This window comes from Croceicoccus sp. Ery5 (assembly GCF_020985325.1).
In the GTDB taxonomy this organism is placed as follows: Bacteria; Pseudomonadota; Alphaproteobacteria; order Sphingomonadales; family Sphingomonadaceae; genus Croceicoccus.
Genome location: NZ_CP087587.1, coordinates 3,341,025 through 3,366,323, shown reverse-complemented (window position 1 = coordinate 3,366,323; position 25,299 = coordinate 3,341,025). Strand labels below are relative to the sequence as shown.

Genomic DNA, 25,299 nt, shown 5'->3' with positions numbered 1-25,299 from the left:
CGAATTTCGTCTTAAACGCCGATTTTGCTGCGATCTGCGATTGACGAAGACCCCTGCAAAATGGCAAGCACCGCGGCGCCGATGAGGCATCGAGCGGGCGGGTATAGCATAGTGGTAATGCTCTAGCCTTCCAAGCTAGCTAGAGGGGTTCGATTCCCCTTACCCGCTCCAGCTCTGCCGAGACTCTTCAAGCCCATATTTTCAGAGCGACAATCCCAACCGATAGGTTTGGTTAGCATTTTGGGCGAACAGGGCGTGTCGTTCTGTTTGGGAGAATTGCCGGGTGATGGTGTCGTAGGCATTGAAGTGTGCCTGGAAGCTGTCGAAGAGCTTGTCGGTGGGGAAGTTGCTGGCGAACATGGCGCGGTTTGTGCCGAATATTTCGATGGTTTCCAGCACATAGGGGCGGACGAGATCGGTGGTCCAGGGGCGATAGGTAAAGCCCATGCCCGAGATTTTGACCGCGACATTGGGAAGAGCGGCAAGGGCCTGCATGCCCTTGCGCCAGATATCCCATCCCTCGGGATCGGAGGGGATTGCCATGCCGGTATGGTTGACGATCACCTGCACGTCGGGATGGCGCGCGATCAGCGCGGCCATATGCGCCATTTGCCCGGGATAGAGCTGCAGGTCGAAGCTGAGCCCATGGCGGGCCAGCAGCGCAAAGCCGCGTTCCCATGCGGGCAGCAGGGTCAGATCCTCTCCGCCATAGCTGCGCGCGGGATCGGGGTGCCAGTTGATGATGTGGCGGATGCCGCGGACATTGGGGTGGGCGGCGTGCCGTTCCAGCAGGCCTTCCACCCCGTCCTCGTGCAATGCGGCAAAGGCGACGATGCCGCTGGGCAGGCCGCGCGCGTCGGCCATGGCCTGCAGCCATTGCGTTTCCTTCAGCGCATCGTCCGCATGCGCGCCGGCATCGATATGCACGATGCCCCGCACGTCCCAGCCCTGCCCGTCATCCTGCCCCCCATTCTGGCCGTCGTCCTGGCCACTCGCATCCGCCAGATAGGCATCGAGCGGATAATCGACAGCGATCGGTTCGACGCTGCCATTGGGATTATCCGTATCGAAGGGCGGCGTCAGCCACGGATAGCGGATATGCGACAGGTCCCACAGATGGACATGCGGATCGACCAGAACGGGCCGGGATGCGGGGCGTTGGGACATGCGTTACGGGCTCCGGGTCAGAAGGTGGTGCGCCCGCCCGATGTGTCGAAGGTCGACGCGGTGGTAAAGCTGCACTCCTCGCTGGCCATGAAGCAGACCATGGCGGCGCTTTCGGCAACCTCGCCCAGACGGCCCATCGGGATCTTGGAACGCATGTAATCGACCTGGCTTTGCGGCAGCTGCGCCAGGATCGGGCTTTCGAAGGTGGCAGGGGTCAGCGCATTGGCGATCACGCCCTGTCCGGCCAGTTCCTTGCCCAGCGACTTGGTCAGGCCGATCACCGCCGCCTTCGACGCGGAATAGGCGCTGGCGTTGGGATTGCCTTCCTTGCCCGCGACCGATGCCACATTGACGATCCGGCCATAGCCGTTCGCCAGCATCATCGGCACCAGCGCGCGGTTGCAATAGAACAGCCCGTTCACATTGATGTCGAACACGCGCAGCCAGCTGTCGACCGGATATTCATGCACCGGCGCGGTCGCGCCCGTGATGCCCGCCGAACAGACCAGAATATCGACCCGCCCCAGCGCCGCATGGCTGGCCGCGGCGGCCGCGGCCACCTGAGCGGCGTCCGACACGTCAAGCGTTTGCGTATCGTGCGCGCCGGTCTCGGCCTTTGCGGCGGCCAGCGCATCCGCGCCGATGTCCCACAGCGCCACGCGGCCGCCTTCGGCCACGATGCGCTGCGCGACGGCCTTGCCAAGGCCCGAGGCGCCGCCGGTTACGACGGCGCAGCGCCCTTCGAAGCGTCCTGCAAAACCGCTCATGCCTGATGCGCCACAAAATCCTGGCGCTGGCGGCCCAGCTTTTCGATGCCCAGTTCGACGACGTCGCCCGCCTTCAGATACCAGGGCTCGGGCTGCTGGCCCATGCCTACGCCCGGGGGCGTGCCGGTGGTGATGATGTCGCCGGGCAGCAGCACCATGAACTGCGAGAGATAGGACACGATATGCGCCACGGTGAAGATCATGGTCGAGGTCGACCCGTCCTGCACGCGCTTGCCGTTGACTTCCAGCCACATCGACAGCTGCTGCGGATCGCCCACCTCGTCGGCGGTTACCATCCACGGGCCGACGGGGCCGAACGTGGGAAAGCCCTTGCCCTTGTCCCAGGTCGCGCCGCGCTCGGTCTGCCAGTGGCGTTCGGACACGTCGTTGATCACGCAATAGCCCGCCACGTAATCCAGCGCATCCGCCTCGGACACATAGGACGCCTCGGTCCCGATCACGATGCCCAGCTCGACTTCCCAGTCGGTCTTCTTCGAATCCTTCGGGATCGTCACCGGATCGTTCGGACCCTGGATGCAGCTGACCCATTTCTGGAACACCACCGGCTCTTCGGGGATCGGCAGGTTCGATTCGGCGGCATGGTCGGCATAGTTGAGGCCGATCGCCACGAACTGGCGCGTACCGGCGACGCAGGGGCCATAGCGCACATCGCCTTCGACCAGCGGCAGCGAGGCCGGATCGATCGCGGCCAGCTTTGCCAGCGCACCGGCGCCCAGCGCGTCGGGGCCGATATCGGCCACATGGGCCGACAGGTCGCGGATCTTGCCGTCCGCGTCGATCACGCCGGGCTTTTCGGCGCCGGGATTGCCGTATCTGCACAGTTTCATGGGAATGGGTCCTCGTTCAAATATCAGTCGTTCGGCCGGTCAGTCGTTGGGCCGGTCAGTCGTTGGGAAACGGCCGGTGCAGCGCGATCTCGGGGTTGAGCGTCACGCCAAAGCCCGGCTGGTCAAGCTCGCTGGCGCGGATGCGCCCGTTCACCGGCACCGGCTCGCCCAGCAATTGCGGCGCGAACATCGGCACCACCTCGCTTGGCCCGGGATGCATCATCAGGAACTCGGCAAAGGGCGAGTTGTGGCGCGTGATGACGAAGTGATAGCTGTAAACGCTCGACCCGTGCGGCACCATCATCACGCCGCGGCTGTCGGCATAGTTCGCGATCTTGATCAGCTCGGTCACGCCGCCGCACCAGCCCACATCGGGCTGGATGATGTCGCAGCAGTCCATGTCCATCAGCATGCGGAAGCCCCAGCGCGTCGCCTCGTGCTCGCCCGTGGTCACCAGCAGTCCCTTGGGCGCGTTCTTCTTCAGCGCGGCATAGCCCCAGTAATCGTCGGGGCTCAGTGCCTCCTCGATCCACTTCAGCCCGCATTCGTCCCACGCCCGGTGCGCCAGACGCGTCGCGTAATCGATGTCGAGCGACATCCAGCAATCGTACATCAGCCAGAAATCGTCGCCGCACTTGCTGCGCATGTCGGCCAGAAGGGCGATGTTCTTCTCCATCCCCTCCAGCCCTTCGGCAGGGCCGTGGTGCAGCGGCAGCTTGCCGCCGATAAAGCCCATGTCCTTGGCCAGATCGGGCCGCGCGCCGGTGGCATAGAACTGCAATTCGTCGCGCACCGCGCCGCCCAGCATGTGATACACCGGCTCGCCGCGCAGCTTGCCCAGCAAATCCCAGATCGCAAGGTCCACGCCCGAGATGGCGTTCACCACCAGCCCCTTGCGCCCGTAATACTGGCTCGAGAAATACATCTGGTCCCAGATCTTCTCGTATTCCGCAGGGCTGCGGCCGATCAGGAAACGCGACAGATGCTTCTCGACGATAAAACACGCAGGCTCGCCGCCCGTCGTCACCGCAAAACCGATCGTCCCGTCCTCGGCCTCAAGCTCCACCACCAACGTGCCCAGCACATTGATCCCGAAACTCTGCCGCGACTGCCGATATTCCGGATAACGCGACATCGGCGTCGCAATATGATCGTCGATCCAGTGACCAGCACCCTGGTCATGATAATCCGCACCAGCACCGCGCGCCACATACGCGCGAACGTGTTTGATCTTCGGTAGCATCAGGCCTCCTCTTTGCCGGCAGCTATGATCGCAATAGTTCCACTTTGCAAGATACCCTTCCATATAATGGGATTTATTGCTAGCGGTCCGGCGGTGCGAAACGCTGCCCGAAAAGGCTGGGTGGTGCGTTGAACGCAAGGATAAATGTCGCCGCCTGATGCGGTGCCCATAGGAAGGATGAGCGATGCTGCTTGAAGGAAAGAAGGTTCTGGTCACCGGCGCGTCGACAGGCATCGGCCGCGCGGTCGCCATCGGTTGCGCGCAGCATGGCGCGGATGTCGCGATCAATTATCGTTCGGACGACGAAGGCGCACAGGCCGCGCTGGCTGGCATCGAGGCCGCGGGCCGCAAGGGTATCGCGATCAAGGGCGATGTGGCCGATCCGGCAGCGGCAGGCGAATTTGTCGCCAAGTCGGTCGAGGCGTTGGGCGCGGTTGACGTATTCGTGAATAATGCGGGCATCTGCCCGTTCCATGCCTTCCTCGACATGCCGGTCGAAACGCTGGAGCGGACGATGAAAGTGAACCTGCACGGCGCCTATTTCATGGTGCAGGCTGCGGCCAATCAGATGGTAAGGCAGGGCAGGGGCGGTTCGATCATCGCCATGTCGTCGATCTCTGCATTGGTGGGCGGCGAATTCCAGACCCATTATACCCCGACCAAGGCGGGCGTGCTGTCACTGATGCAATCCACCGCGATTGCACTGGGCAAGCACAGGATCCGTTGCAACGCCCTGTTGCCCGGCACCATCCTGACCGAGATCAACAAGGACGATCTGGCCGATACGGAAAAGCGCGAATATATGGAATCGCGGGTGCCGCTGGGCCGGCTTGGCCAGCCCGAGGACATGGTCGGGCCAACGGTGTTCCTTGCATCCGGTCTGGCCGACTACGTCACCGGCGCGGCGCTGCTGGTGGACGGCGGCGCATTCGTGAACCTGCAATGACACGGCGCATCCGGCGGGCGGCGAGCGCACTCGACTATCGAGAACTGGCGCGGCGCAAGCTGCCGCCGTTCCTGTTCGAATATATCGACGGCGGCAGCTATGCCGAAGCGACGCTGCGCCGCAATGTCGACGATCTGGAACGGATCGCGCTGCGACAACGCGTGCTGAACGATGTGTCGTCGACCGATCTGTCGACCGCGATCTTCGGGCAGGATTACCGCCTGCCGGTCGGGCTGGCACCGGTCGGGCTGGCAGGCATGAATGCGCGGCGCGGCGAGGTTCAGGCCGCCCGCGCGGCCGAAGCGGCGGGCATACCCTTTTGCCTGTCGACCGTGTCCGCCTGCCCGCTGGACGAAGTGGCCGCAGCCGTGACCGGGCCGTTCTGGTTCCAGCTCTATATGATCCGCGACCGCGAATTCATGCGCGAACTGCTGCACAAGGCCAAGACGCTGGGTTGTTCGGCGCTGGTCTTTACCGTCGATATGCCGGTGCCCGGTTCGCGCTATCGCGATTACCATTCGGGTCTTGCCGGTGCACCGGGGATCATGGGCGCGATGCGCCGCGTGTGGCAGGGGGCAACCCATCCGTCATGGGCATGGGACGTCGGCATCCACGGCCGTCCGCACCAGCTGGGCAATGTCGCGCCAGTGCTGGGCAAGAACACGGGGCTGGAGGATTTCTTTGCGTGGATGCGCAATAATTTCGATCCCACCGTTTCGTGGAAGGATCTGGAATTCATCCGTGAAATCTGGGACGGGCCGGTGATCATCAAGGGCATTCTGGACAAGCAGGATGCGCTGGCCGCGGCGGGAATCGGTGCCGACGGGATCGTGGTGTCGAACCATGGCGGGCGGCAACTGGATGGCGTGCCTTCCACCGCGCATGCCTTGCCGCCTATTGCCGAGGCCGTGGGCGACCGGATGAAAGTGCTGGTCGATGGCGGGGTGCGGTCTGGCCTTGATGTCGTGCGCATGATGGCGCTGGGCGCGGATTTCGTATTGCTGGGCCGGATGTGGGTCTATGCGCTGTCGGCTGCGGGCGAAAAAGGCGTGGCCCATGTGCTGCAACTGATCGAGGCGGAGATGCGCGTCGCCATGGCGCTGACGGGCGTGACCCGCGTGGCGGATTTCAGCGGGGACATGCTGGTCCGCCCCTAGGACGCTGAGCGTTGGGCATACGAAAAGGCGAAAAGGCCAAAAGGCGAAAAGGCCGGCTCCCGCGCATGCAGGGGCCGGCCTTTTTCACGGCTAGCGACGATGTCAGACGATATTATTCCTGCCCCACAGCTGGTCATAGCGCCAGCCGGTCAGATCCTCGACCAGAACCTTGGTCTCCGCGTCGATCGGCGCGGCATCGGGGTCCTGTTTGAACCGGTCGATCTGCGCCATCAGCTGGTCATGCGTCTGCGAATTCAGCTTGAAACGGGTAGAGACGAATACGCCGAAAATCAGCATGCCCACCGTGCCGATGCCCAGCACCAGCGCCAGCGTGTTGATCGCCTGCTCGCTCTGCACCTTGGCGGCGGATTCGAAACCGCCCCAGCTCATGATCGCGGTCACGGCGGCGACGGCGGCCGACTGGGTCAGCTTGCGCACAAAGGTCATCACGCCCGCAAAGGCCCCCTCGCGGCGGCGGCCCGTCACGGCTTCGTCCACATCGGCCATATAGTTATAGGTGGCCCAGGGGATATAGTTGAGCGCGCCGCGGCCAAGGCCCGCGAACACGATCGGCACCCACAGCAGCAGATTGCCCGAACGCACGCCCGCCGACCACATCACCAGCAGCACGATCACGCCGATCGCAAAGCTGAGCGCCGCCAGCTGATAGGCGCGCGAGGGGGAGGAGCGCAGCGCCATATTGATCGCTATCATCACCGCCACGAACTGGACGATATACATGAAGCCCAGCAGCGAAGACGCGATCGAGATCGATCCGGCCAGCGCGAAGACCACGAAAAAGGTGAAGGCCGCGTTGAACACGTCCTGGCTGATATAGCCGCCCAGATACATGCCGAGATGCAGGCGGAACGCGCGGATCCGCAGGGTCGAGAACAGATTGCGGTACAGCGCCTTGAACGAAGCGGCGATGCTGGGCTTTTCTTCGGTCCCGCGCACCTGCATCACCTCTTCGGGCGGGCGTTCCCAGCTGCACAGATAGAGGAAAGCCGCCGTCACCATGAACAGGGCAGAGAACAGGATGCCCATGTAGAGGAACGTATCCGCGCTATCCTCTCCCAATGCCTCGATCAGCATGGCGGGAAGGAAACCGGCCAGAATCGCGCTGGCCTGCGCGAACAGGATGCGGATGCCGGCGAATTTCGCCTTGGACTTGTAATCCTTGGCCATTTCGGCGGCCAGCGTCTCGTAAGGAATGATTTCGAGCGCATAGACCAGCTCGAACAGCACATAGGTGACGAGGTAGTACCAGAAGCTCTGCCCCGAAACCCACATGATGGCAAAGCTGGGCAGCAAGGGAATCGCCGCCAGCAGGAACACGCGCCGCCTGCCGATCAGCCGGCCGATCTTCGTGCCCGCCAGCCCGTCGGAGAAATGGCCGATCAGCGGAGAGGCGATCGCGTCCAGCACGCGCGCCACGGTAAAGATCAGGCCCGCTTCCCACGCTTCCAGCCCGCAGAATGTGGTATAGAAGATCAGCACCCAGCCGCTGATCACCGCCATCGAGCCTGCGCCCAGAATGTCGTTCGACCCGTATGCCGCGTAATTATACCAGCGGATCGGGCGGGTGCCGGTGGGCGCGAAGCTGCCTAGCAGGGCCATGGGGGCGTATCCTCTCATCACCGGCCGGATGAGGGAATCCGGCCGGTGTTATGTTTGACTTAGATATAGCTGCGCAGGAACTCCGCGAGTGCGAGGACCGCGAGGCTCTGGCCATAGGGCATTGAGGTCAGGGCGATGTCCTTGTAGAACTGCAGATCGTCGCCCATCGCCGTGCCGAAGGACACTTGCTGCAGCTCGCCGTCGGCGTCGATATTGGCCAGCACGCCTTCGACGGCTTTCAGGCCGACCGCCTTGTATTCGGCAGGCAGATAGCCCTTACGCACCGACTTCAGAATGCCATAGGCGAAACCAGCGGTGGCCGATGCTTCCAGATAGCTCGACGGATCGGTGATCAGCGTGTGCCACAGCCCGCTTTCGTCCTGCGTTTCGGCCAGCGTCTTGACCTGCGCTGCCAGCGTGTCGATCAGGAATGTGCGAAAGGCCTCGCCTTCGGGCAGGTTCAGGATTTCAATGATCTCGGGGATCGCGATCGTTACCCAGCAATTGCCGCGCGCCCACAGCGCTTCGGCGAAATTGTGGCGACCGTTGAAGTTCCAGCCGTGGAACCACAGGCCGGTTTTCTTGTCGAACAGATATTTGATGTGGACGAGGAACTGGCGCTTGGCTTCCTCGATATAATGGGGGCGGTCCAGCAGCAGGCCGATCTTGGCCAGCGGCAGCACGCTCATCATCAGCGTGTCGTCCCACATCTCGCCCGGATTCTCGTCATTATAGACGATGTGCTGGAATCCGCCTTCCTCGACCTTGGGCAGGCCGTCGGGCGCCATCAGCCATTCGGCCCATGTGTCGAGATAGGGGATATAGCGCGGATCGGGCTCAAGCTCGTAAAGATAGGCCAGCGTGATGAACGGGGCCATCGTGTTGATGTTCTTGGTCGGCGTGCCCTCGGCAAACCGGTCCTCGAACCATTGCTTGATGATCGACAGGGCGGTTTCGTCGCCCGTCTGTTCGAAATAGCGCCACATGCCGAACAGGCCGACGCCGTGGGTCCATTCCCAGCCGGCCCAGCCCTTGGTGTCGATGATGCGTCCGTCTTCCAGATGCAGCAGGAATTCGCCCGTCTCGTCCTTGATATTGACGAGATTGTGCATCAGGCGCTTGATCGCATCGACAGTTTGGTCGCGCGGAATATTATGGTCAAGGGCGGCCAAGATCAGCTCCTCAGGGAAGTGTGAACATATGCGCGAGCGGCCACTCGCAAGGTTTGTTGTCAGGCTCGACGTCCATGATGTCGGCCATGTGGTCCCACCACCGGCGCATGACCGGATGGGCGGGGAGGGATTCGCGGGTATTGTCCGCCGTCAGCTTCAGCGTGGCGAACAATGCATTCGTCTGCGGGTCGAGGAAGATGTGATAGTCGCGGATGCCCGCGTCGTGCAGCAGCGCGGCCAGTTCGGGCCACAGATCGTCGTGGCGACGACGATATTCGTCGGCCATGCCCGGCTTTAGCTGCATCCTGAAGGCGTGCGTTTCCACCCTTCCATCTCCCGTCATTCATTATCCGTGACCCGTCTATGGACGAGTGTGTCCGGTTTGAAAAGCCATAATGTGGAACAGCGTTTCCTTATATAGAACAAAATTCATGATCCGGTGCAGGCTGCGTCCCAGTTTGCGCGCTCCTGCATCGCGGTTCCGCCCGCAGGCAGGGTGCGAAAGGCAAAGCTGGTGCTGCTGGTGAACACGTCCCCCGGCCGCAGCACGGTGGACGGAAAACCGGGGTGATGCGGGCTGTCGGGGAAATGCTGCGTTTCCACCGCGAAACCGTCGCCCTGTCGCAGCGTGAACCGGCTGCCGTCGCGCCGCAGTGCGGCACGTGTGCCATCGAACCCGTTGGCGGTGTAAAGCTGAAGCCCCGGCTGATCGCTGTGCACCACCATCATTCGCCCGCTGTCCGGGTCATAGGCGCAAAGGGCGGGGCCGCCATCGCTGTCCAGAACGAAATTATGGTCGAACCCGCGCGCGGCTGCGACAGGGGCATCGGTGGAACGCATGCGCGCGCCCAGCATGACCCATTGGCGCAGGTCCATCGGCGTGCCCGCCACCGGAGCCAGCGTGCCGTCGGGCAGGTTCCGTGCGTCCTGCGCGGTATAGCTGCGGGCGGCCAGACGCAGCCAGTGCCGGTCGATCGTCCCGCTGCCCGCGCCCGCCAGATTGAAGAACGCATGATGCGTCAGGTTGATCACCGTCGGCGCCGAACTGGTGGCGCGATAGTCGAGGCGCAGATCATTGTCCGGCCCCAGCGAGAAAACGACCTGCACCTCTACGCGGCCCGGAAAGCCGTTATCGCCGTCGGGGCTGTCAAGCGTTAGCCTTACGGCGCTGCGATCCGCCATGGGCACCGCCTCGGCATGCCACAGGCGCGAACCGAAGCCGTTCGCGCCGCCGGGACCGCCATGGGTGGTAACCCCCGCCGCATTGGCATCGAGCGGGTGGAACACGCCGTCGATCGTTACCCCGCCGCCGGATATCCGTCCGGCATAGCGCCCGATGATCGCCCCGAAATTGGGCCGGTCCAGCTGCGCGTCGAGATCGGGCAGCGCCAGCACGACATTATCGGTTTCGCCATTGCGGTCCGGCACCAGAACGCGGGTCACGATCCCGCCGAAATCGAGCAGGCTGACCTGCATGCCCTGCCCGTTGTCGAGCGTAAATTCATGCACTTCGCGCCCGTCGGGCAAGGTGCCATATTCGCGCTGCGTCACGCCTTGCGCCTGCGCCGATGGTGTCAGCGCGGTCACGAGAAGGAGCACGGCAAGCGCCTTCACGGCGTGTCTCCTTCACGGGTGAATTCGAACACCATCGTGCGGTGCGGGGGAAAGGCCAGTTCGACGCCCTTGCCGCGTGAAAGCGGGACCATGGCGGCCTGTTCCGCCCGGTCGGCGCGATTGTCGCCGTCGCCATCCTCGCCCGATGTCATGCGCCATTCGCCCGCATGCAGCATCGCGCCCAGCATGTCGGCGCGGATCGGCGCATCGGACAGATTATGCGCGATCACGCGGAAATGATCGGGATCGCCGCGCGGGATCATGATGCCGACCCACTCTGCCGCATGCGGGTCGCCAAACCGCCATTCGACCAGATGGCCGGGGAAATAGGCATTGCGCAGCAAGGCGACCCCGCCCAGCCGCGCGCGTTGCAGGAACTCGGCGGGCACGGCAACGCGGTCGGTCCATGGCTCGGCTTCGGTCAGCACATACCATCTTGCGCGGGTACGCGCATTGTCCTCTGCATAGAGCGCCGCCAGCGCGTCATTGTCGCCGGTCATCTGCCAGCCGATGAACCGCGCGCGGGCGGCATCGCTGGACGTGCCGAGATTGGGGTCGAAGCGGGAGCTCGCCCCGACCAGCGCGCCATCCGCGATCCGTCTGGCCAGAACGTCGCCACCGGGCAGCCAGGCCAGCGCATCGGCATTGATCGACAGAAGACTGGACGCCGAAGCCAGCGTCAGGCCCGCGGGCGCGATGGCGCGCAGATATTTCGCGTCCCCCGTCCACAGCCATGCCGCCCAGAAATCGTGGATCGCGGGGCCGACACCGCTGCCCGTGCCCGCATCGCTGTTCCAGTCGATCTCGGCAGGCATATGCCATGCGCCATCGGGCCCGCGCCGGGCATGGGCAAGCCAGCCGTCCAGCGCGCCAAGGATTGCGGATCGCGCTGCGGGCGATCCGTGATATTCCTCCAGCAAAAGGCCGGGATGGGTGATCAGGAAGCTGTAGGGATACTGGCGACCCAGGTGCCCGCCGGTAAAGATCTCCGATCCCGAATACCACGCGCTTGCGAAATGGTCGTGGCCTGCGCCATTGCGACGAATGATGCGCGGATATTGCCGCACCACATCATGCGCCATGGCGATCAGCGCGGGATCGTCGGGGGTCAGCATCATCGCCTGCGCCAGCGTGTTGATGCCTTCCTCGTAAGTGTGAAGCTGATCGGTGGTGATCCGGTTGATGCCTTCATCCCACATGCCATTGTCGATCGTCGCATCCAGCACCGCGCGCTGCGATGCGATCAGCCGTTCGCGCTCTACCCCCATCAGCGCAAGGCCGACCCACTGGTTCACGAAATCGGTATCGTCGGACAGCCCGCCGCCCAACTCGCCATTCCCGATCTGGCGATGGTCGATCCACCAATCGACGAATTCGCGCGCCAGTGTCAGCGCCTCGGTCTGGCGATAGGCCCATGCAGGCACGCCATCGGGCACGGGCGGCATTACGGGTTCGGCCATCGCGCCCTGTTCGGGGTTCATCTCGTGCCACAGGGCCAGCGCGTCCGCATTGTCGGGGTCGAAGCGCAGCACATCGGTCACATCGCGCTCGAACCGGTCATAGACGGGATAGAGGCGGCTGGAGGGCTTTTCCTCGATCATCGACGCGAACTGGTCGCGGGCCTGCTCCAGCCGGTCGGGGATGTGTTCGGCCAGCGCTTCCCTGCGCGTTTTGAAGCGCAGCGATACGCGCGCTCCGTTCAGCGCAGCGGCGTCGAAAGCGGGATTGTCCGACGCAATGGTCATCGCAATGCTGTCGCCATGGCGCAGCATGCGGTCGCGGCTGTCGAGCCAGATGCGGTTCGCGCGGCGCGGATCGACGGCGATCGTGACATCGACCAGATCGCGGTCGGGCCACAGCGGATCGTGCAATCTGATATTGAGCGTCATCTGCCGCGCATCGGCGGAAACAAGTCCGTCCATTCGCGGCAAGGTCAGCAATATGCCGTCCAGCCCGCCGTCCAGATTGGTCCAGCCGTAATCGAACCGGCTGGCCGTGCCGCCATAGGCCTGATCGCGAAAGCCGGACGGGACCATCAGCGTGACGACGGGTTGCCCGCCGCTCTGCGCGGACCCTGCAACGCGCGGCGCGCCGTCGGGCAGGGCAACGACAGCGGCACGCTCGTCCGGCGGACGGCGATGCCGCAAGGCAGAGGTCAGGCTGTCGAGCGCGCGATATCCCGTTGGCGCGGCGCCGGTGTCGACTGTGTAATCCAGTTGCCGCCACGCTGGCGGCAGGCTGGCAACCGATCGCACATGATAGGCGGCGATTTCCTGTATCGGCGTTTCGGGCACTGCATTCACGAAAAACAGCGTGCCGCCGCGCCGATCGGTCAGCGTGCTGCCAGTCCGCTCCACGCCATCGGGCCGTTGCAGGATGGCCGACGCTTTCGCCGTGCCGTCGCTCCATTCCAGCGACCCGCTGGCCGCGCCCGCGATTTCGATCCGGTTCCACGCCTCGTCAGGCAGGGTCAGATCGTACCGACGGCCCGAGGTCGAGTAGCTGTTCCAGTCGGGCAGGATGAAATAATCGGTCCGCCCTGTCAGCCGCGACCGGTTGTAAACGCCCGGCCAAGTCGTTTCCCGAATGCCGTCGGCACCGCGAAAGGCGCGGGCCTTTTGATCGCGCGTATCGGTGAATTCGACCTTGCGCACCGACAGGATTTCATCCGCAGCCGACGACCCCGGCCTGCCCGCATGATCCCAGCCATAGCGCCGGTCCCAAACTGTCCGCGGTGTGCGGGGAGGGGTGGCGGCGACAACCGTCTTGCCGCCTGACGCGATGCGCGCCACGGCCGTGTCATCCAGCATGCGGTCATAGATCAGCAGCTCGTCCAGCTGGCCCGCGCGTATGCCATTATAGGCGCTCTCGGTCTTTTGCGGGCTGATGACGCGCTGGAACGGGCCAAAGCCGAACAGCGCCTGATCGAACAGGCCGGTCGGCGCGGCATGGCCCACGTTCTTGCCGTCGATCCACAGGCTGGCGCCCTGTGCTTCGTCCCATGCAAAGGCGATACGGACCCAGTCGCTACCCTTTGGCGCTGTGTCCGACCGCCATGATATGCGGGTGCGGCGCAGATTGGTGTCGGTAACGAAAGCATCGTAACCCTGACCGTTCCAGTCGATCCGCAGGAAAGTGAAATCCCAGCTGGTCGAATCGGCGCTGGCCACGCGAAACAGGGTGACGGGGGCTTCGTCGAATGCGTCGTCGGGCCGGATGGCAAAGGCGACCGTGCCGCGCTGCGCATAGATATTGCCGGGGGCAGACCATGCGAGCGTCAGATCGCCATCAAGCGCCAGGGCGGGGCCCGATGCACCATCGGGAACGACCGATACGCCGCGTGCGAAAACGGGGTCGGGCGCGCCACCCGCTTGCTGTGCGCTGCTGCCCGTGCTGGCGTCCATGGCGAAGATCGGCGCGATGCCATCTGCCTGGTCCTGCGCGGCAGCATGGGCCGGACAGGCCAGCATGGCGGCCGCAAGTGCGGTCCATGTCCTGCCCCACAGGGAGCATGTCCTGCCCCGCAGGGACCATATCGCGCCCAGCAAGCAGGGTGTCGGGAATGAGAGAAAGGGCTTCGTCATCGACTGGCCGATCATCCGCAGCACAATGCCGCGAAAAGAAAGGGCGCCATCCGGAGAGGTTGATGGCGCCCTTTCACCGGTAACCGGTCAGAAGCGGAAGCGCACGCCGCCGTAATAACGCGGCCCATAGGTTTCCATGAAGATCCGGCGATATTCGCTGTTGGCGTTCTGAACCGTCATTTCGTCGGTCAGGTTCACGCCTTCGAAGAACACCGAAACCTTCTCGGTCACGTTCACGCTGGCCGATACGTCAAGCTGGCCGGCGGCTTCACCGAATTCGGGGTTGTTGCCGCGCCCGACGGCGTTGATCAGGTAATCCGACCGCCAGTTATACGAACCGCGCAGGCTGAGCAGGTCGTCTTCGTAATAGAGCGACAGGTTGTAGCTGTTGCGCGACAGGCCCGGGAAGGGCAGCGTTTCACCCGTGAAGTAGTCGGTGCCTTCATAGCCCGAATCCTTCGAATAGGTGTAGTTCGCCAGAATGCCGAAGTTCTTGATGATATCCATGTCGGTCAGCGTGCCGAACGACAGCTGGCCGCCGATTTCGATACCGTTGATCGTCACTTCCTGCGAACCGTTGACCGGCAGGGTGATTGCATAGACCTGGCCGTCATAGGTTTCGTTCACCGTCGTCCGTTCGATGAACGAGCTGATTTCCTTGCGGAAATAGGTGGCCGAAACGAAGCTGACCGAATCGATGTAATATTCCAGACCCGCGTCGTACTGGCGGGCGCGATAGGGCTCCAGCCCCGGATTGCCGCGCGAGCCCGAGAAGCCGACGATGTCCAGCGTCAGGCGCGGGGCAAGATCGGTGGGGTTCGGACGTGCCAGCACCTCGGTCGCCGAGCCGCGGAACAGCAGCTCGTTCGGAATGATGTCGGCGCGGATGTTCAGCGCGGGCAGGAATTCGACGTAATCGCCCTTGAAGGTGACCGGCGTGAACACGCCGCCTGCCGACTGATACCCGTTCGACGTGGTCTTGGTCTGCACAACGCGGGCGCCGATCACGCCGTGGACCGGAACGCCAAGGTCGAATTCGAAGCTGCCCTGCAGATAGCCGGCCAGATTCGATTCCTCGACATCATAGGTCGCGCTGAGCGTGGGCGTGTCATACGGATCGGGCACGCCGATCGCGTCCGAGAACGCGCCATCGTCATACAGCCAGTTGGGAACGTCGAAGCCCAGCGAACCGGTGTTGAAGAAATCGTTCTTGGTCAGCACCAGATTGCTGGCGTAACCCTGAATCTCGTCCAGCAGGGTCGGATCGGTATAGCCGTCGAGGATGACCGAAGCGTCCCACTGCTTGTTGTCCAGCGTGGTGCGGCGATATTGCACGCCCGCCTTCACCTGCGTCAGCCAATAGGTCAGGTCATTGCGGGCGATGTCGCCCTTGGCCATGAACTCTTCCTGCGTGCTGAGCACCGGGCGGTGCTGGACGCGGATGCGGTTGATCTGCGAAGCATCGTCGTAATCGAACGGCAGGGTGATCTGCGGCGCGTATTCCGAGTTGTCGTAGTTGACGATCAGATATTCAAGGCCGCGCACATCGGCTTCGGTATTGATGTAATCATTGTCGTTCTGCGCCCGGCTGAAGCTGGTGCGGACGCCGAATTCCCAATCGTCGGGCGTATAGTCGAAGCCGCCCGCCGCGCTCCAGTTGGTGCGCTGGATGTCGCCGCGGATGGTGCGCAGGTTCAGGTAAGGGGCCTGACCGTTCTGCAGATAGGTGACCTGCGAGACGGTATCGTCCTCGCCCGCGACCGTGCCGTCGACATCGACCAGCGCGCCGCCGCTGAACAGCTGGAAATAGGGGGCGTCAAGCGTCTGCTTGCTGCGCGTATAGGTGCCTTCGACATAGGCGCGGATGTCGTCGTTCGGCTGATATTCGAACACGCCGTTCAGGCCGATGCGCTTGGTATCGAGCGCGTCCTGGCTATAGCGCGGAATCTCGGGGAAGAAGTCGGCATTGCCGTTCCCGTCGAGATCATAGGGCTCGTTCGTGGCGGGATCGGTGATCTGGCGCCAGCCGGTGGTGCGCGATGCATGGGTTTCGATGCGGCGGCGTTCATAGGTGGCCGACAGCAGCACGCCCATGGTGTCGTCGGCAAAACGCTTCGACCCGATCAGCGCCAGCTTGGGATCGATGGTGTCGCCGATCTTGGAATAGATGCCCTGTGCCGAACCGGCGAGATAGGAATCGTCGGCGCCGTCGAACGGACGGCGGGTGATGATGCGCACGGTGCCGCCAAGGCCGCCTTCGGTCATGTCGGGCGTGACCGACTTCACAACTTCCAGACGGTTCACGAATTCGACCGGGATGTCGCGGAAATCGACCGCGCGCGAGCCGGATTCGGTGCCCAGCAGCGACACGCCGTTGATCTCGACGCGGTTGAGGTCGGGGCTGGCGCCGCGGATCGAAACGCCGCTGCCTTCGCCATTGGTCCGGCTGATCTGCACGCCGGTCACGCGCTGCAGCGCCTCGCCCACGTTCTTGTCGGGAAACTTGCCGATGTCTTCGGCCGAGATGGCATCGATGACCTGATCGGAATCGCGCTTGGCGCGAAGGGCGCTTTCAAGGCTCTGGCGAATGCCGCTGACGATGATGACGTCGTCGGCTGCCGGTTCTGCCTGCTGCGCCATGGTCTCGTCATCGCCGGCCGATTGCGCAAATGCGGGGGCACCCATGGACAGCGCGATGGCCGAGGCGGTGCCAATCAGAACGGCATGGCGGGTGATATGCATCTAACCTTCTCCCTAGAAACCGTCCGGCTCTCTCGGCCGGAAACTACGGCGCCTCTTTTGATCGGATTTTCAGGGCAGTCAAGAAAAAGTTCATATGATGATGTGAATTCCCATCATATGGGACATGCCGGTTTGCGGGGTTTCAATGCCGCGGATCCAGCCGCTTCGCGCGCGGAGGACACGCGCGCGCAAACGCCCGCGCGCGATGGCGCGAGGCGATGGAAATCGGATGAAAAACTGCGCTGCGCGGTGCGGTGACGCGGTCAGCTGTCCTTGCGGTAACCCAGCGATTCGCTGATCCGGTCGGCCGTGCGAACCACAGCGGCCCGCAGCTTGGCGATATCCTCGTCCGCCATGTAAAACGCGGCGCTGGCAATGCTGATGGCGACGCAGATCTTGCCATAGGAATCGCGCACCGGCGCCGCGATCGAACGCACGCCGTCACCCAGCTGGCTGTCGTGGACGAGCGACCCTTCAGCCTTGGCCTTGCGCATCTGGTCGAGATAGCGGCCAAGCCCTTCGGCAGTGACAGTCTTGCCGAATGCAAAGCGATAGAGGCGTTCCCATTCCTCCTCGCTCTCGTCCAGCAGCAATGTCTTGCCAAGTCCGGTTTCCGCCACCGGACGGCGATCGCCCGGCGCGGTGGCGACGCGCAGCCGCTGGCTGCCGGTGACGCGTTCCAGATGGCGCGACCAGTCCCCCTCGCGCTTGGCGAGGAAGACGCAAATGCCGGTCTCCTCGGACAAAGCCTCCATGAACGGACGGGCGACGCGGACATAGTCGATCTGTTCGGTCGCCAGCCTGCCCAGATGCAAAAGCTTTGGCCCCAGCGCCAGCCCTTCGGGCGTGACGGCCAGATAGTTGCGTGAACGCAGTGCCTGCACCAGCCGGTGCGCGGTGGTCTTGCTGACTTCCAGCCTGCGGGCCAGATCGGTGGTGCGGACCGGTCCGTCGATCACCGCGTCAAGTATGTCGAGCGCACGCATCAGCGTTTGCGCTCCCTTGACCTCAAGCTCGGGATTCACGTCCCGCTCGGCCTCTTTCTGCATCTTCGTTCCACTCCGCTTTGCGGCCGCCGTGTTGAATTCCGCCGCCCATCCCGCGCGGGATGGGCGGCTGTGCCTGACTATCCGGCCTTCGTCACCCAGACTCGTTCGCGGCGCAAGGGCCGGTCGCAAATGGGCTGTCGACGAAGCTCGACGGTCCGCCATTGAAAGGCTTGACTTGCATATCCCAAATGTTGAACTTTAACACCATAATATGGATTAATGATCGGAGGGAATGCGGTGGCGATGTCATCCATGACGCGCAGGGCCATGCTGGCATCATCGGCAATCGCGGGATCGGCGGCGGCTATGCCTGTGATGGCGCAGGGCGCGCAAGGCGGCGGTCGCAGTGCCGCGCCGCGCGGTTCGGGCCCCGATATCCGCTGGCTCGACGGCACCGCTCCCGCCGCGCATGAAGGGCAGGTCTGGGGCCAGCCGTGGCCGCGCGGAACCTCCTATGCCAAGGGCGGTTATCATTTGTCCGGCCCGGCCGGCGACGTGCCGCTTCAAAGCTGGCCCATGGCCTATTGGCCCGACGGTTCGATCAAATGGACAGGCCATGCCACTGCCGCCGGTGCGGCCAGTGACGACGGTTTCACCCTCCGCGCGGGCGGGCGCAAAACGGCGCATATGCTGCGCGTGTCCGACGGGCGCGATGTGATTACGATCAGCGTGGGCGACACGGTCTGGACGGTGGCGAAAAGCGGCGCGAATTTCCTGTCGGCAAGCAGCGGCGGGCGCAGCGTGCTGCAGGATGTGCATTTCCACGCCGCCGATCAGGACCAGCCCGACGACGACGGCATCGGCCCTGCAACAACACCGCGCCAGACGCGCAGCACCGGCGTGGTGCAATCCGCGCAAGTGGAACAGGACGGCCCGATCCGCGCGGTCATCAAGCTGACGGGACAATTCGAGGGCGATGGCGGCGACTGGATGCCGTTCTCCATGCGTTTGTATTTCCATGCGGGCAGCTCCAGCGTGCGTATCGTCCATTCGCAGATTTTCGATGGCGATCCGGCAAAGCGGTTCATTCGCGGGCTTGGCCTGTCGGGCGGGGTGCCGATGCGCGATGCGATGCATGACCGCCACATCCGCTTTGGCGGCGAAAACGGCGGCCTGTGGGGAGAGGCCGTCCGCCCGCTGACGGGGCTGCGCCGCGATCCGGGTGAGTCATTCCGCAAGGCGCAGGTCGCGGGCATGGCAACGCCCCCGCTTGGCGAAATGTCCGAACGCGTGCGGCCCAATCTGGAACTGATCCCAGCATGGGGCGATTTCCGCCTGCGCCAGCCCAATGCCGACGGGTTCTCGATCATCAAGCGGACCAAACCGGGGCATGGCTGGATCGATGCCGATACGGCGGGCCGTGCGTCGGGGCTGGGCTATGTCGGCGGGGTAACCGGCGGCGTCGCATTCGGCATGCACGATTTCTGGCAACGCTGTCCCACCGGCCTCGACATTGCGGGCGCGGCGGATGACGAGGCGCGCTTTACCATCTGGTATCATGCCCCCGATGCACCCGCGATGGATCTGCGGTTCTATCACGACGGCATGGGGATGGACGGATATTGGGACCAGAACCGCGGCCTCGATGTCACTTACGAGGATTTCGAGCCCGGCTGGGGCGATGCGTCGGGCATTGCGCGCACGATGGAATTCCGCCTCTGGGCGCTGCCCGCAACGCCCGCGCGCGCCGATCTGGCGAATATGGCCGCCACGATGGCCCGGCCCGCACGGCTGACCGCCAATGTCGCCCGCGTGTACGAGGCGGGGATGTTCGGTCCGTGGAGCCCGCCCATCGACGACGGCAATCCGCTGCGCGACAAGATCGAGGCACGGTTGGAGCGCGAGATCGATTTCTATGTCGGACAGGTAGAGCAGCGCCGCTGGTACGGGTTCTGGCATTACGGCGATGTCATGCACAGCTATGACAATGACCGGCACGTCTGGCGCTATGACATCGGCGGCTTTGCGTGGGACAATTCCGAATTGTCGACCGATATGTGGCTGTGGACCAGCTATCTGCGCACGGGCCGCGCCGATGTGTTCCGCATGGCAGAGGCGATGACCCGCCATACCGGCGAAGTCGACGTCTATCACACCGGCCGGTTCAAGGGGCTGGGCACGCGGCACGGCGTGCAGCATTGGGCCGACAGTTCGAAACAGCCCCGCATCTCGAACGCGGCCTATCGCCGCTATTACTTTTACCTCGCCGCGGATGAGCGCTGCGGCGATCTGATGCGCGATCTGAACGACAGCGCCAAGGCGCTGGCGACGGTCGATATCGGTCGCAAGGTCGGCGCGCGCGAAGGGGACAACAAGATGGCGGGCGGCACCGGCACGGTGCAATCCGAAGCTGCATTGCCCGCCGGACAGGTGTTCATGGGTTTCGGCACAAGCTGGGGATCGCTGCTGGCCGCATGGCTGACCGAGTGGGAGCGGACCCGCAGCACCAAGGCGCGCGACATGATCGTCAATGGCATGCGTAGCATTGCGGGCATGAAATATGGCTGGCTGGCGGGGGGCGCGCCTTTCGACCTTGCCACAGGGCGCTTTCTGGGTGCGGGCGACCAGATCGGCATCAGCCATCTGTCGGGCGTGTTCGGCGTGTTCGAAATTACCGACGAATTGCTCGGCCTGCTCGATGTCCCGGAATATGAGAAAGCGTGGCTGGATTATTGCGCGATCTATAACATGTCGGACGACGAATATCGGCAGGCGACCGGTCAGGAAAGCGGTGCGCCGGGCAGCGGGCGCGGATTGCGTCAGGCGCATTCGCGGTTCACGGCCTATGCCGGTGTCAAACGCGACGATCCCGAACTGAAGCGCCGCGCATGGGCCGAATTCTTCGGACAGGGCGACCGCGCGGAGCGCGACGGCTATGCCCCCGGCCACAAGGTCGAAGGACCCGACGTGCTGAAGCCGGTGGACGAGATCGTCGAGATTTCGACCAATGATGCCGCGCAATGGGGCCTGACCGCGATCGAGAACCTGACCCTGATCGGCGATGTGCTGCGGCCATGATGCGCAGCATGAAAAGACCTGCCGGTCCGGCGCTTTCTCCCTTGTCTTTGGCAATGGCGCTGATGCTGGCAGGCTGCACGGGGGCCGTCCCTCCGGCCCCCGTGTTACCCGTGGAGCAGGGTCTGCCCGGCTGGACGGTGGAGGCCGAGGCAGGCGATGCGGCCAGTGTGCGCGCTATCGGCAAGACCATCGACATCGACACGCCCGAGGGGCTGTCGCTGTGGTGGAACGCCCCGATCGACGGGCCTGTGGCCATCGAATATGACGTGATGGCGGTATCCGAAGGCGGGCCGAACGATGCGGTCAGCGACGTCAATGCGTTCTGGATGGCGACCGACCCTGCCGCACCGGGCGGGTCGCCGCTGCTCTATGGGCGCAGCGGGGCTTTTGCCGATTACGACACGTTGCAAACCTATTACGTGGGGATCGGCGGTAACCGGAATGGCACCACCCGCATGCGCCGATATGTGGGAGAGGCCGGCAATCGCCCGATCAAGCCGCAGCACGACCGCAGCGATCCCGATGCCCTGTTGCAGCCCAACCGCTGGACCAGCGTGCGGCTGACTGCCGATGGCGGCGCCGTCACGGTCGCCTATGACGGCAAGCCTCTGTTCACCATGCAGGACGACCAGCCCTATGAAAGCGGCTGGTTCGCGATCCGCACGACCAAGAGCCATTTGCGCATCCGCAATGTGCGGATCACGCCGCTGGCGGACTAGACCACCGGCACCGGCAGTCCGTGGCGGCTGGCGAAACCGGTAAAGCGGCGTAGCCACAGCTCCGGCTCTCCGTCATCGGCGAAGAGGGGGGCGCCATGGCCGCCCTTTTCGATCACGAACAGTTCCGACGGGATGGCGGCCCGCTTCAACCCCTGAAACATGGCGATCGAATTGGCGACATCGACCACCGCATCGTCGGCGGCATGGCCCAGCATCACCGGCGGCGTATGCGCGGGCACATCGCGTTCCAGCGAATATCGCGCCTCCAGCTCGGGCGAGGGGGCTTCGCCCAGCAGTTCCACCCGCGATTGCGCATGGGCGAGCGGCGGAGTCATCGAGACGACGGGGAACAGCATCGCCGCAGCCTTGGGCCGCGCGCTTTGTGCGTCGGCGGCATCGATCGCGTCATAGCTGGGCGCATCGAAACGCGTCGCCAGCATGCCGCACAAATGGCCCCCTGCCGAAAAGCCCATGGCGCCGACATTGTCTGCATCGTAACCGTAATGCGGCGCCCAGGCGCGGATCAGCCGCATCGCGCGCTGTGCATCCTGCAGCGGCGTATCGGGTCCCGCGGCCCAGCCGTCATGCGCCAGCCGGTAGCGCAGCGTAAAGCTGGTCACGCCCAGTGATGCGAACCAGCGCGCCACCGGTGTCGGTCGCCGCCCGACTGCCACGCGGGCATAGCCGCCGCCGGGGATCAGCAGCATGGCCGCGCCGGTCGGTTGCGCGGCAGGGGTGACGGTCAGCACCGGATCGGCGACATGGGGCCATGCGATATCGTCCGGCCCGCCGCCCTGATTGCGATTGACGAACACATCTTCGACCCCGCCGTCGGGCATGCCGGGCGGTGTGCGCGGCCAGATGCGGACGATGCCGCCCTCTCCGCCGGGGGGCAGAACCTGCCCCGCGCGCGCCGGTCGGGCAGCGATCGGCCCCAGCATCGTCGCCGCACCCGTCAGCGCCATCGCGCCGAGCATATTGCGCCGGTTCACCGTCATCGCGCCGCCTCCGCCGCGGGAGCCAGCTCGGCGGCATAGACATGCGCCTCACCCTCCATATTGCCGCGAAAGACAATCCATTTCCCGTCGGGGGTAAAGGTGATGTTCGGTTCCAGCTTGTAATCGTGATTGCGCATATCGACGATCTTTTCGGGCTGCAGGGTGCCCGGGCTGATCAGATCGGCGGCATTGTCTGCATGAATGCCCGCGACGTCGGGTATATCCTTTGGCGTGAAGAGATAGAGATATTTGCCGTCGGGCGCATGGGCGACCATTTCGCTGTCGCCGCCATCGCCCGAAAAGCGGGTCATATCGGGCGACTGGTAATAATGCACCGACCATTGATTGCGCTCGACATGATACCAGCGCCTTTTGCCGGTGGCGATTTCAAATCCCGCCAGCCAGAAATCCTCTCCCCGCGGGGTTTGCAGATCGTACCAGATCCACTTGCCGTCAGGCGAAAAGAACTCGTGCCCCGCGATTTCCATGTTCATGCTGCGGGTGTGCACCCTGGTATTGCCGGTGCCGTCGGTGCGGATCGTCCAGATGCGGTCCACCTTGTGCCACGGCCCTTCGTGGCAATACATGATAAGGCCGGGATCGGTGGGCGAGGACTGGACATGGTTCAGCCAGTCGGTCGAAGCGATCACCACCTTGCGTTCGCCGGTGCGGATATCGATGGTGAAGATTTCCATCGGAATGCGCGCTTCCAGCCGCTGGTCCAGCCGCACTTCCTTGGCCTCGGCATAGGATAGCGGCTGGCCGTCGGGGCCTTTCGCCGCATAGGCGGGGTCGCCATGCTTTTGCATGTCGCCGCCGGGTTGCAGCGGGGGATTGCGCTCTGCCCACTGGCCCAGCAGCAGCGTTTCGTCGGCATTGATCGAACCGATCGATCCTTCGGCAAGAGTGGCGATGCGCCGGATCTTGCCGCTGTCGATATCGACGCCGAAGATCGTGGTTCCGCCGCCGCTGGCCGGTTTGGAGAAATAGGCCGTGCGCGTCTTGCGGCCGGTGAACAGCAATTCGGCATCGCGGTCATTGACCAGCGGCATCAGCTTCCAGTCGCGCAACCGCACCTTGGCAATGCCGTCGGGCGTGGTGATCACCATCATGTCACCCTGCGGCGTATAGGGGTTCTGATGGAAATAGAGCGACTGGCTGCCAGCCTGTTTCGTGATGCGGACGATGCGATGGCCCGTCAGCGGATCGATCCAGCTATGCGGCGCATCGCCCTGCGCGGCCGGTTTCGCGGCGGCCTGCGATACCGCTGCCGTTTGCGCAGCAGCAGGCGGCCCCGCGACGGCCGAAAGGGCCAGAACGCTGGCGGCGATCCGGGCGATGAACTGTTTCAAGCTGTCTCTCCTGCACGATACTGTTTCACTTTATGGCTTTATGTTTTACCATATGGACCTCAAAAGCAAGGTGTCTCGCGCGCATCCGGCGATGCGAAGAAGGATACCGGTAAGAGAGGGATCGCAATGCCATGCCGTTTACCGCTGCCATCATGGGCCTGACCCTTGCCTGTACGTCGCCGGGGGCCGTGCATGCCGATCTGACGGGGCGCGAGGCGAATACGGATACAGGCGACTTTCTCTATTCTTTTGCCGTGTCCGAAGGAAACTGGCGCGTGACGGTCGTTCTGGGCAGCTCCGATCATGCCGCCACCACCAGCATCAAGGCGGAAAGCCGCCGCCTGATGGCCCGCGCCGTCACCACAAATGCGGGGGAGACGCGCCGGATCAGCTTTCTTGTCCCCGTGCGCAGGCCGGTGCTGGCCGCCCCGCCCGCAAACGCGCCGGGCGGGCGGGCGGTGCAGGTCGACCCGCGCGAGGCGGCCAGCCAGGACTGGGACGACCGGCTGACGCTGGAGTTCCTTGGCCATGGCAGTGCGCCGCAAGTGGCGGAAATCTGCGTCGAGCCCGCGGAATCGCCGGTGATCTATCTGGCGGGCGATTCGACGGTGGCAAACCAGCCGGCGGAACCTGCCGCAAGCTGGGGGCAAATGCTGCCTGCCCTGTTCGATGACCGTATCGCGGTTGCCAATCACGCCAAATCGGGCGCGACCCTGAAATCCTTTATCGCCGATCTGCGGCTGGCCAAGGTGCTGTCGGGCATCAAGGCGGGCGATTACCTGCTGATCCAGTTCGGCCATAACGATCAAAAGGAGCAATGGCCGCAAACCTATGCCGATCCGCAGCATGCCTATCCCGCCTATTTGCGCGCCTTTATTGCAGAGGCGCGGGCACGCGGGGCGCATCCTGTGCTCGTTACCTCGCCCGAGCGGCGCAATTTCGACGATGGCCATATCCGCGACACGCTGGGCGAATATGCCGATGCCGTGCGGCGCGTGGCAGCGGAAGAGGGTGTGCCGCTGGTCGATCTTAACCGCGACAGCATCACATTGTACGAAGCGATGGGAGAGGAGCGCGCGGCGGGTGCGTTCAACGATGAAGGCCGCGACCGCACGCATCACAATAATTACGGCGCATGGCTGCTTGCCCGGTCGGTCGCGCAGCAATTGGCGCAGGCCATACCCGCTCTGGCGGCGCATATGGTGGCAGGCCCGTTCAATCCGGCGCACCCGCCCGCTGCCGACACGTTACAGCTGGCGCCCAGCATGGCGCATGACGATACGCGGCCGCAGGGCAGCTAGCC

Annotated in this window: 18 protein-coding genes and 1 tRNA gene; 6 read left to right on the top strand and 13 right to left on the bottom strand. The window is 63.9% G+C overall.

All coding sequences use genetic code 11. From position 1 onward, the window contains the following. The first annotated feature begins 97 nt into the window (after nt 1–97). Nucleotides 98–171 (top strand) — tRNA-Gly (locus tag LOZ74_RS16005). Between the two features lie 30 nt (nt 172–201). Here the strand turns inward: LOZ74_RS16005 and LOZ74_RS16000 are convergent. Genes LOZ74_RS16000 through rhmD form a run of 4 tightly spaced genes read right to left on the bottom strand, consistent with a single transcriptional unit; the run spans nt 202 to nt 4,025 of the window. After that, nucleotides 202–1,167 carry an amidohydrolase gene (locus LOZ74_RS16000; RefSeq protein ID WP_230292003.1) on the bottom strand — a complete coding sequence of 322 codons (966 nt, stop codon included), beginning with the start codon at nt 1,165–1,167 and terminating at the stop codon, nt 202–204. A 17-nt stretch (nt 1,168–1,184) separates the two neighbouring features. Next, the gene (locus LOZ74_RS15995; protein ID WP_230291148.1) at nt 1,185–1,934 is read right to left on the bottom strand and encodes an SDR family NAD(P)-dependent oxidoreductase; all 750 of its coding nucleotides are present in this window, start codon (nt 1,932–1,934) and stop codon (nt 1,185–1,187) included. Continuing rightward, nucleotides 1,931–2,782, bottom strand: a complete 852-nt coding sequence (locus LOZ74_RS15990) for a fumarylacetoacetate hydrolase family protein (RefSeq protein WP_230291149.1) — start codon at nt 2,780–2,782, stop codon at nt 1,931–1,933. Before LOZ74_RS15990 ends, LOZ74_RS15995 begins: the two co-directional genes overlap by 4 nt. A 55-nt stretch (nt 2,783–2,837) precedes the next feature. Beyond that, entirely contained in the window at nt 2,838–4,025 is a 1,188-nt protein-coding gene (rhmD, locus tag LOZ74_RS15985; protein ID WP_230292002.1) for an L-rhamnonate dehydratase, read from the bottom strand. Nucleotides 4,026–4,209: 184 nt separating this feature from the next. Between rhmD and LOZ74_RS15980 the strand changes: the two genes are divergently transcribed. Beyond that, entirely contained in the window at nt 4,210–4,971 is a 762-nt protein-coding gene (locus LOZ74_RS15980; RefSeq protein ID WP_230292001.1) for an SDR family NAD(P)-dependent oxidoreductase, read from the top strand. Next, complete coding sequence (gene lldD, locus LOZ74_RS15975) at nt 4,968–6,128, top strand: FMN-dependent L-lactate dehydrogenase LldD (protein WP_230292000.1); 1,161 nt, start codon at nt 4,968–4,970, stop codon at nt 6,126–6,128. The genes LOZ74_RS15980 and lldD overlap by 4 nt, the downstream gene beginning before the upstream one ends. Nucleotides 6,129–6,230: 102 nt before the next feature. Here lldD and LOZ74_RS15970 read toward each other — a convergent pair whose 3' ends face one another. The 7 genes from LOZ74_RS15970 to LOZ74_RS15940 all read right to left on the bottom strand — a co-directional run bounded on the left by LOZ74_RS15970 (nt 6,231) and on the right by LOZ74_RS15940 (nt 17,909). Next, the gene (locus LOZ74_RS15970) at nt 6,231–7,748 is read right to left on the bottom strand and encodes an MFS transporter (RefSeq protein WP_230291999.1); all 1,518 of its coding nucleotides are present in this window, start codon (nt 7,746–7,748) and stop codon (nt 6,231–6,233) included. A 59-nt stretch (nt 7,749–7,807) separates the two neighbouring features. Next, nucleotides 7,808–8,920, bottom strand: a complete 1,113-nt coding sequence (locus tag LOZ74_RS15965) for a glycoside hydrolase family 105 protein (RefSeq protein ID WP_230291998.1) — start codon at nt 8,918–8,920, stop codon at nt 7,808–7,810. Nucleotides 8,921–8,930: 10 nt separating this feature from the next. Continuing rightward, nucleotides 8,931–9,245, bottom strand: coding sequence for an L-rhamnose mutarotase (locus LOZ74_RS15960; RefSeq protein WP_230291997.1), 315 nt, complete (start codon nt 9,243–9,245; stop codon nt 8,931–8,933). A 104-nt stretch (nt 9,246–9,349) separates the two neighbouring features. Beyond that, nucleotides 9,350–10,534: an aldose epimerase family protein gene (locus LOZ74_RS15955; RefSeq protein ID WP_230291996.1), complete on the bottom strand. Its 1,185-nt coding sequence runs from the start codon at nt 10,532–10,534 to the stop codon at nt 9,350–9,352. Continuing rightward, the gene (locus tag LOZ74_RS15950) at nt 10,531–14,133 is read right to left on the bottom strand and encodes a LamG domain-containing protein (RefSeq protein WP_230293931.1); all 3,603 of its coding nucleotides are present in this window, start codon (nt 14,131–14,133) and stop codon (nt 10,531–10,533) included. The genes LOZ74_RS15955 and LOZ74_RS15950 overlap by 4 nt, the downstream gene beginning before the upstream one ends. 72 nt (nt 14,134–14,205) lie before the next feature. Beyond that, nucleotides 14,206–16,860, bottom strand: a complete 2,655-nt coding sequence (locus LOZ74_RS15945; protein WP_230291995.1) for a TonB-dependent receptor — start codon at nt 16,858–16,860, stop codon at nt 14,206–14,208. Nucleotides 16,861–17,123: 263 nt separating this feature from the next. After that, nucleotides 17,124–17,909 (bottom strand): IclR family transcriptional regulator, encoded by a 786-nt coding sequence (locus tag LOZ74_RS15940; RefSeq protein WP_230291994.1) that lies wholly within the window; start codon nt 17,907–17,909, stop codon nt 17,124–17,126. Nucleotides 17,910–18,152: 243 nt separating this feature from the next. On the opposite strand from LOZ74_RS15940, the gene LOZ74_RS15935 reads away from it, so the two are divergent. Continuing rightward, nucleotides 18,153–20,927 (top strand): Tat pathway signal sequence domain protein, encoded by a 2,775-nt coding sequence (locus LOZ74_RS15935; protein WP_230291993.1) that lies wholly within the window; start codon nt 18,153–18,155, stop codon nt 20,925–20,927. Nucleotides 20,928–20,935: 8 nt separating this feature from the next. Next, a complete protein-coding gene (locus LOZ74_RS15930; protein WP_230291992.1) occupies nt 20,936–21,646 on the top strand; it encodes a DUF6250 domain-containing protein in 711 nt (236 codons plus the stop codon). Here the strand turns inward: LOZ74_RS15930 and LOZ74_RS15925 are convergent. Further along, entirely contained in the window at nt 21,643–22,644 is a 1,002-nt protein-coding gene (locus LOZ74_RS15925; RefSeq protein ID WP_230291991.1) for an alpha/beta hydrolase, read from the bottom strand. The two genes, LOZ74_RS15930 and LOZ74_RS15925, sit on opposite strands and share 4 nt — an antisense overlap. Further along, a complete protein-coding gene (locus LOZ74_RS15920) occupies nt 22,641–23,996 on the bottom strand; it encodes an oligogalacturonate lyase family protein (protein WP_370638845.1) in 1,356 nt (451 codons plus the stop codon). Before LOZ74_RS15920 ends, LOZ74_RS15925 begins: the two co-directional genes overlap by 4 nt. A gap of 131 nt (nt 23,997–24,127) precedes the next feature. On the opposite strand from LOZ74_RS15920, the gene LOZ74_RS15915 reads away from it, so the two are divergent. Continuing rightward, nucleotides 24,128–25,297 (top strand): rhamnogalacturonan acetylesterase, encoded by a 1,170-nt coding sequence (locus tag LOZ74_RS15915; RefSeq protein WP_230291990.1) that lies wholly within the window; start codon nt 24,128–24,130, stop codon nt 25,295–25,297. Nucleotides 25,298–25,299 lie beyond the last annotated feature (2 nt).

What these genes read in the sequence shown, in the direction of transcription:
- LOZ74_RS16000 (WP_230292003.1), bottom strand. Translation starts at nt 1,167, where the DNA reads ATGTCCCAACGCCCCGCATCCCGGCCCGTTCTGGTCGATCCGCATGTC.
- LOZ74_RS15995 (WP_230291148.1), bottom strand. Translation starts at nt 1,934, where the DNA reads ATGAGCGGTTTTGCAGGACGCTTCGAAGGGCGCTGCGCCGTCGTAACC.
- LOZ74_RS15990 (WP_230291149.1), bottom strand. Translation starts at nt 2,782, where the DNA reads ATGAAACTGTGCAGATACGGCAATCCCGGCGCCGAAAAGCCCGGCGTG.
- rhmD (WP_230292002.1), bottom strand. Translation starts at nt 4,025, where the DNA reads ATGCTACCGAAGATCAAACACGTTCGCGCGTATGTGGCGCGCGGTGCT.
- LOZ74_RS15980 (WP_230292001.1), top strand. Translation starts at nt 4,210, where the DNA reads ATGCTGCTTGAAGGAAAGAAGGTTCTGGTCACCGGCGCGTCGACAGGC.
- lldD (WP_230292000.1), top strand. Translation starts at nt 4,968, where the DNA reads ATGACACGGCGCATCCGGCGGGCGGCGAGCGCACTCGACTATCGAGAA.
- LOZ74_RS15970 (WP_230291999.1), bottom strand. Translation starts at nt 7,748, where the DNA reads ATGGCCCTGCTAGGCAGCTTCGCGCCCACCGGCACCCGCCCGATCCGC.
- LOZ74_RS15950 (WP_230293931.1), bottom strand. Translation starts at nt 14,133, where the DNA reads ATGATCGGCCAGTCGATGACGAAGCCCTTTCTCTCATTCCCGACACCC.
- LOZ74_RS15945 (WP_230291995.1), bottom strand. Translation starts at nt 16,860, where the DNA reads ATGCATATCACCCGCCATGCCGTTCTGATTGGCACCGCCTCGGCCATC.
- LOZ74_RS15940 (WP_230291994.1), bottom strand. Translation starts at nt 17,909, where the DNA reads ATGCAGAAAGAGGCCGAGCGGGACGTGAATCCCGAGCTTGAGGTCAAG.
- LOZ74_RS15935 (WP_230291993.1), top strand. Translation starts at nt 18,153, where the DNA reads ATGTCATCCATGACGCGCAGGGCCATGCTGGCATCATCGGCAATCGCG.
- LOZ74_RS15930 (WP_230291992.1), top strand. Translation starts at nt 20,936, where the DNA reads ATGAAAAGACCTGCCGGTCCGGCGCTTTCTCCCTTGTCTTTGGCAATG.
- LOZ74_RS15925 (WP_230291991.1), bottom strand. Translation starts at nt 22,644, where the DNA reads ATGACGGTGAACCGGCGCAATATGCTCGGCGCGATGGCGCTGACGGGT.
- LOZ74_RS15915 (WP_230291990.1), top strand. Translation starts at nt 24,128, where the DNA reads ATGCCGTTTACCGCTGCCATCATGGGCCTGACCCTTGCCTGTACGTCG.